8 protein-coding genes are annotated in these 6,453 nt (G+C 66.2%); 6 read left to right on the top strand and 2 right to left on the bottom strand.

What is annotated here, in order from left to right; all coding sequences use genetic code 11:
• Positions 1 to 15 precede the first annotated feature (15 nt).
• The 4 genes from ACYVIP_RS12890 (at position 16) to ACYVIP_RS12905 (ending at position 2,701) form a co-directional block, all read left to right on the top strand.
• The gene (locus ACYVIP_RS12890; RefSeq protein WP_460395618.1) at positions 16 to 279 is read left to right on the top strand and encodes a phosphopantetheine-binding protein; all 264 of its coding nucleotides are present in this window, start codon (positions 16 to 18) and stop codon (positions 277 to 279) included.
• Positions 276 to 1,025: a thioesterase II family protein gene (locus ACYVIP_RS12895; protein ID WP_460395620.1), complete on the top strand. Its 750-nt coding sequence runs from the start codon at positions 276 to 278 to the stop codon at positions 1,023 to 1,025. Before ACYVIP_RS12890 ends, ACYVIP_RS12895 begins: the two co-directional genes overlap by 4 nt.
• A gap of 51 nt (positions 1,026 to 1,076) precedes the next feature.
• Entirely contained in the window at positions 1,077 to 1,481 is a 405-nt protein-coding gene (locus tag ACYVIP_RS12900; protein ID WP_460395622.1) for a VOC family protein, read from the top strand.
• A 68-nt stretch (positions 1,482 to 1,549) separates the two neighbouring features.
• Positions 1,550 to 2,701 (top strand): YbfB/YjiJ family MFS transporter, encoded by a 1,152-nt coding sequence (locus tag ACYVIP_RS12905; protein ID WP_460395624.1) that lies wholly within the window; start codon positions 1,550 to 1,552, stop codon positions 2,699 to 2,701.
• A gap of 17 nt (positions 2,702 to 2,718) precedes the next feature.
• Here the strand turns inward: ACYVIP_RS12905 and ACYVIP_RS12910 are convergent, their stop codons facing one another.
• On the bottom strand, positions 2,719 to 3,576 hold the full coding sequence (locus tag ACYVIP_RS12910) for a PaaX family transcriptional regulator (protein ID WP_460395626.1): 858 nt from the start codon (positions 3,574 to 3,576) through the stop codon (positions 2,719 to 2,721).
• Between the two features lie 112 nt (positions 3,577 to 3,688).
• Between ACYVIP_RS12910 and ACYVIP_RS12915 the strand changes: the two genes are divergently transcribed.
• A complete protein-coding gene (locus tag ACYVIP_RS12915) occupies positions 3,689 to 4,129 on the top strand; it encodes a hypothetical protein (RefSeq protein ID WP_460395628.1) in 441 nt (146 codons plus the stop codon).
• Positions 4,130 to 4,675: 546 nt separating this feature from the next.
• Here ACYVIP_RS12915 and ACYVIP_RS12920 read toward each other — a convergent pair.
• On the bottom strand, positions 4,676 to 5,959 hold the full coding sequence (locus ACYVIP_RS12920; protein ID WP_460395630.1) for an MFS transporter: 1,284 nt from the start codon (positions 5,957 to 5,959) through the stop codon (positions 4,676 to 4,678).
• A 287-nt stretch (positions 5,960 to 6,246) separates the two neighbouring features.
• On the opposite strand from ACYVIP_RS12920, the gene ACYVIP_RS12925 reads away from it, so the two are divergent.
• Positions 6,247 to 6,435 (top strand): MbtH family protein, encoded by a 189-nt coding sequence (locus tag ACYVIP_RS12925; protein WP_460395632.1) that lies wholly within the window; start codon positions 6,247 to 6,249, stop codon positions 6,433 to 6,435.
• The last annotated feature ends 18 nt before the right edge of the window (positions 6,436 to 6,453 follow it).

Below are 6,453 nucleotides of genomic sequence, written 5' to 3' on the forward strand. Positions count from 1 at the left end.
TCAAGGAGAATGACGATGGCAGAAGACTACAAACCCGTGATCCGCGCTTTCCTCGCGGAGACCTTTCCTGATGAGCAGATCGACGATGACGATGACCTCCGTGCTGCTGGTCTGGTTGACTCGCTGTTGATTGTGCAGCTCGCGTCGTTGATCGAGCGTGCGACGGGCGTGCAACCGGCCGATGAGGACTTGGAGATCGAGCAGCTGAGTGTCAGCGTCATAGCCGCGTTGATGCGACAGATCGGCGGCGCCGGTCGAGTCCTGGATGGCCGGCGTTGAGTGGCGACTGGCTGGTCTGCCAGCGGCCGAATCCAGATGCCCGGTTGCGTCTGCTGTGTTTCCACTATGCTGGCGGGGGCGCTTCAACCTTCGCCGGTTGGGCCGGCCACCTGCCCGACGAGGTGGAGGTATGTGCGGTGCGGCTGCCGGGGCGGGAGGCGCGGTTGCTTCAGCGGCCATACCAGCAGATCGGCGACCTCGTGCCGGACCTGGCCGAAGTGACCGTCGACTACTGCCAAAAGCCCTTTGTCCTGTTCGGACACAGTATGGGCGCACTCGTCGCGTTCGAGCTCGCGCGGTGGATGAGGACCAACGGGCAGCGTGCCCCTGAGCATCTGCTGGTGTCCGCGCGTCGTGCCCCGCATCTGGTGCTCGAGAGGCCTCTTGTCCATACCCTGCCTGATGATGACCTCATAGAGTGGCTGAGGCAGTTCGGTGGCGTACCCGACCACCTGCTCGCCAACCGCGCCGCCATGCGCATCGCCATGACCGGGTTACGCGCCGATATCCAACTCAACGATACCTATGAATATCATCCATCGACGACGCTGGACTGCCCGGTCACCGTGTTCGGTGGGCTGCACGACTCGCATGTCGAACGTGCGGAGCTCGAAGCCTGGGCGGAGCTCACCAGTGGCGGCTTCCAGTTGCACATGATGCCCGGTAACCATTTCTTCATCAACTCCGGTCGAGTCGAGCTGCTCGAGCACATCACCAGAGCCGTCCGGCGATACGCCAAGCAATGAGAACAGTCCGGTGTCGTAGCACTCAGGAGCACCCTTGCTCAAGGAGGTCTGGTGGGATTACAGCGCATAGACAACATTGGCGTTGCCGTTCGGGACGTCGCCAAGATCGCTACCTTCTTCCAGGACACGTTGGAGTTGTCCGTCGACGTTGACCTCGGGGGAGAGCCTCCGTCCGCGCAAGTCAACATCGGTGCCCAGTATCTGTACGTCTTTCAGACCACATCCTCCATTCCCAGGTCGAACCGTGGATCTGACCTCGTCGCGAACCCATGCGGCCTGGACCACATCAGTTTCGCCGTCGACGATGTCGACGAGACCTATGCGGTGCTCCGCGACCGGGGAGTCGAGTTCGATGGTGAGCCGACGACCATGGCGGCATGGGGACTGCGTCTGGTCGCGTTCCGTGATCCAGAAGGAAATGGCTACTACCTCGTACAGCGGGTTCCGGGGAGCTGATGTGGCCTCGCTGGCGCTCCCGTCCTGCTCTGGTTGGTGCGCATCCTCTTGCCGCGACGCTGGGCCTGATGCTCACATCCGCGGTGGCCTTGGGGATGGCGCGATTCGCCTATGCATTGGTGCTGCCGACGATGCGGTCGGACTTGTCCTGGTCATTCGCCACGGCCGGGGCGTTGAACACGGCGAACGCGTTCGGCTATCTGGCCGGCACGCTCCTGGCCGGAGCCGCCGCGCGGTGGTGGGGTGAACGACGGACGTTCCTGTACACCTTGGCGGTGACCGGACTGGCACTCCTGTGTTCCGCGATCAGCGGCAATGTCGTTGTGCTGCTGTGCTTTCGGTTACTGGCGGGCGCCAGTGGTGCGGTGTGTTTCGTGCTGGGTGCCGCACTGGTCGCGCAGGCGGGACGGGACTTGTCCCCGCGACGGGCCACCCTGCTGTTCGTCGTGTACTTCTCGGGCGGCGGCGTGGGCATCGTGTTGTCCGGGCTCGCGGTTCCCGCCGTGCTCGCCGCGGGAGGCTGGCGTTGGGCGTGGATAGCGTTGGGCGTGTTGTCGTTGCTGGCTCTGGCCGGTGCGGCACCGGCAGCGGCCGCGGTCCCGGAAACGCCGAGGAGCGAGCACAGCAAGGCGCGTCAACGTCCTCGTCTGGGACCGTTGTCGGCACTGTTGCTGTCCTACGGACTGTTCGGCGCCGGCTACATCGTGTACATGACGTTCGTCGTCGCCGCACTCGCGGCCGCCGGCGCCGGCAGCACGGATGTCACGGTGTTCTGGATCGTACTCGGGATCGCGGCGGTGGCCGGGGGCTTCGTGTGGGGGCGGATGCTCGGCGCCTTGCCGGCCGGCCTGGCGATCGCCGTTGTCGAAGCTCCGCTTGTCGTTGGCGCGATCCTGCCGGTGTTCGACTCGGGCCCGGTCGCGGCGGCGGTGTCGGCCGTGCTGTTCGGCGGCACGTTCCTCACGGTCGTGACCGCGACCACCGCCGCCGTTCGCCGTGCGTTGCCACCCGAGCAATGGACCGACGGGATCGTGATAATCGCCAGTTCGTTCGCCTTGGGGCAGTGCGTCGGCCCGTTGCTGGCCGGCGCGCTGTCCGACAGCCCCGGCGGCGTGCGGGTCGGCCTGGTCGTCGGCGCCGGCCTGGTGATCGGCTCCGCCGTGACCGTACTGCTGCACGACCGTCTGATCGTTCGTGCCGGTATCGAGCACAGACGTTGACCAGTCTGGTGACGCGTTCAGCCCGCCTGGGCGACCGGGATGGTGTCGAGGACTTCGGCCACGATCGCGTGCGCCTCGGGTTCGAGGGTGGTGCCGAGGGTATGGAACAGTTCTTGCGCGGGTTCAGCTGGCCAGTCGGCGGGCAGGTGCTGGCGGGGTAATCGTGGGTCGTCGCGGATGGTGTGCAGCCAGTCCGACTCCAACAGCAGGTGGCGGGCCAGGCTGTCAGGCGTATCCGCGCGCGCCGGGTCGCTCCAGCGGGCGAGGAACGCGTGGTAGCGGTCGCCGAGTTGGTCGAGGTCCCAGGCGTCGTGGACGATGTCGGTGATCTCGGTGGGCGGCAGCGTGCGCGCCTGGAACACCTTCACGTGGGCGTCGACGTCGAGGCCGTCGAGTAGCGGCGCGACGTCGACGGTGGACGGAGTGATCCACAGCCCGCTCTGCAGGCTGCCGAACCCGGCCCACAGCAGTCGGGAGCGCAGTGCGTGCCGTTGGCGTCCCCAGGATTCGGGCATCGAGAACCCCAGGAGGGTCCACGTGCCGTCCCACTCCCGGTTGACGGCGCCCTGGATGCGGGTCCTGCCGTCGTGGAGGATCGTGCGTGACCGTTCGGTGAGTCCCACGTAGACGTTGCGGCCGCGGCGGGTCCGGTGGAGCAGTCCGCTGCGTGCCATCCGGCTCAGTGTCATGCGGGTCGCCTGCTCGGAGACGCCGACTCTGCGCAGGACGTCGAGCACGCTGGCGGTGGCGACCTGGATCCCGCGGTCGAGAACGTGCCCGCCGAAGAACGTGAGCAGCAGTGCCTGCGGTCGGGGCGTCTCATCCGCGTCGGTGATCCACTCCTGAGAGGTCACCGGGTCGGCCAAGTCGGTCACGGGGTGATGATAAGCGCAGCCAGCGGTCCTGAGGCCGCCTGATACATCCGTCCTGGCGCCCGGACGGATGGACATCGATGGTGACGAGGAGACCACCCTGTACAGTGTCGATGTGACACAACAGGTCTTCCTGTCGCAGCCGATCCGCGATGTCGAAGTCCGGTACGTCCGGCAGTCCGCCTGCGGCGCGTTCGCGATCGCGACCGTCGACTTCGAGCCGAAAGCCTACGGCTTCGAGCTGGCCATCCCGAGCGACGTGCGCCTCGAGTTCTACGAACACGACTGGGACTACCAGTCCGTGTTCAGTTACGTCGAAGCGCTGGCGCAGGGCATCACCGAGGAGTTGGGCACGCGGCCGGACCTCGACGTGCGCGTCAAGGTGATCCTGCGACGGATGGTGCTCCACCCGGTCGACTCCAACGAGATGTCCTTCCGTCACGTTGGCCGGCTCGCGGCCCGGACGGCACTCGAGCGGTTCACCGCGACCACACCCAACGCGACCACGCCGAGTCCCGCACCCAGCCACCCGACGACCGGGCACCGGACTGGGTGATCTCCCAGAAGATCGTCGCCGTCCAAGCTATCCGCGCGGCCCGACCGACCGTCGACAGAGAGCCCCGCACGTATGTGCTGGCAGGCCTCCTGCAAGCGACGAGTGCGGTCGTCGGATGGACGCTCACTGGGTCCACGGGTGAGAAGCAGCTGGTGCTGGTCCCAGCGGTGGTCGGCAACGCCCAGGCCGCGAAGACAGCAATGGACTCCCAGTCGAAGACCGTGCCCTCACGTGTGGCGTCCACGTTCGCGGCAGTCCAGGACCGCGTGGGCAACGTGGCGGTGGCAGGAGCTGCTTTGGTGTCGAAGATCGCCGCGCCACTCGTAGTAGCCCGAGGTCGACACGCCCAGCCAGGCACACATCTTGCTGATCGGGAAGTTGTCCTTCTCGCCGTCGGTAAACGCGAATTTCGCGCTTACCGATACTCCTGGGCGAAGAAGGCCCCGAGTTCAATCGGTCCAAGATCTCACACTGCGGCTGTCGTTATCAGTCCGTTCAGTCGCGGATGGCGTTCCATGTTCCATCCTTTTCGAGGGCGGGAGCGGGTCAGTTGGTGGCTTCTGTCCGCTTGTCCTCCGGCGGCGATTCGGTCGAGGCCACCGCCGGAGGTAGTTCCCGTAGTGCGCGTATCGGCGAGGCGAAGACCGGCAGCCAGGACAGCGCGAGCCCGAAGGCGGCTACCCACAGCGCGGTGCGCGGCGTCGCGAGTTCCCCGATCAGCCCACCCAGCAGAGCGCCGATCGGGAGGGTGCCCCACACGAGGAACCGCATCGTCGCGTTCATCCGTCCGAGCAGTCGCTCCGGGGTGACCCGTTGCCGCAGGCTGACCTGGGTGATGTTGTACCAGGCGATGGCGATCCCGGACAGTCCCAGTGACAGGGCGCCCGACCACAGCTGCCACCCCGGCTCCACCAGCGGCACCAGGAACGCGAACGGTGCGGCGGCGACCATGGGGATCCAGATCGACCGTCCTGGGCCCAGCCGGGCGGCGATCCGGCCGGCCGTCATCGCGCCAAGCAGTCCGCCGATGCCCAGGAAGGACATCACCAGTCCGATCATGCCCGCCGGCAGGTCGAGCTGTCCGGCCAGCAGCACGATCAGCATCGGGTTGCGCACGTTGGCGAAGAGGTTGAACGTGGCCGTCGCGACCGCGATCGGCCGCAGGAGCGGGTGCCCGAACACGTATCGGACACCCTCGACGACCTCCCGGCCCAGGTGGCGACTGGGTGCGTGCTCGGGCTTTGGCTCCCGCCGGCGTATGGCCAGTACGCACCACGCCGAGAACAGGTAGCTCAGTGCGTCGACGACGATCGCCACGGGGGCGGTCAGGAACTGGATCAGGTAACCGGCCAGGGCTGGGCCGCCTGCCCGTGCCGTCGAGTCCACGGCCGTGACCCTGGAATTGCCCTCCACCAACCGGTCGCGGCCAACCAGGTGCGGCAGGTAGCTCTGGTGGGCCACATCGAAGAACACGGTCAGCGCACCGGTCAGCAGCGCGACCAGGTACAGCTGGACCAGGCCGAGCACGTCAAGCCACCAGGCCACCGGGATCGACGCGAGCAGGACGAACCGGCCAAGGTCGGCGACGATCAGCACCTGCCGTCGCCGGGCGCGGTCCACCCAGGCGCCGACCGGCAGTCCGATCAGGAGAAATGCCGCCATCTGAGCCGAGGTCAGCAGCCCCACCTGCAGTGGCGTCGCCTGGAGTGCCACGGCCGCGATGAGCGGCAGCGCGAGCATCGTGACCTGGGCACCGATCTTGCTGGCCGTGTCGGCGCTGAACAGCAGCCGGAAGTCTCGGTCGGCGAACAGGCTTGTCCTCGCGCTCATGCGTAAAGCCTTGGCGCATTCCGGGAACGTTGTCAACCACGGAACCCTTTTTGTTTCAAATGCTGAGCTCGTTCGCCCGACATTGGCGAAAAACCTACCGTGAGATTCGTTGACCCGGGGTTGGATAATTTGCGGGTCGGGCACACTATCACCCCGGGCGACTCTTTATTGTCGGGTGAATACCCGACATTGACATCGCCGTGTAATCCTCGGTTCACTGTGGTCAGCGCAATGCCACCGAAGTGGCAGCGAACCCCCGAATCCCGCTGAATCGGAGGAATAAAGACATGGGCGACGACAGTCGGGTCTTTGTGGTCGTACTCAACGATGAGGAGCAGTACTCGATCTGGCCCGCCGATCGAGATCTGCCTTCCGGCTGGCGCGGCGACGGCGTCAGCGGGTCCCAGGCGGAATGCCTCGCCCATGTCGCCGAGGTCTGGACGGACATGCGACCACTGAGCCTGCGCCAGGCGTAGTGCGATCCGGATTTCCGA

The sequence above is a fragment of the Actinophytocola sediminis genome, from assembly GCF_054779715.1.

What these genes read in the sequence shown, in the direction of transcription:
- ACYVIP_RS12890 (WP_460395618.1), top strand. Translation starts at nt 16, where the DNA reads ATGGCAGAAGACTACAAACCCGTGATCCGCGCTTTCCTCGCGGAGACC.
- ACYVIP_RS12925 (WP_460395632.1), top strand. Translation starts at nt 6,247, where the DNA reads ATGGGCGACGACAGTCGGGTCTTTGTGGTCGTACTCAACGATGAGGAG.
- ACYVIP_RS12905 (WP_460395624.1), top strand. Translation starts at nt 1,550, where the DNA reads ATGCTCACATCCGCGGTGGCCTTGGGGATGGCGCGATTCGCCTATGCA.
- ACYVIP_RS12920 (WP_460395630.1), bottom strand. Translation starts at nt 5,959, where the DNA reads ATGAGCGCGAGGACAAGCCTGTTCGCCGACCGAGACTTCCGGCTGCTG.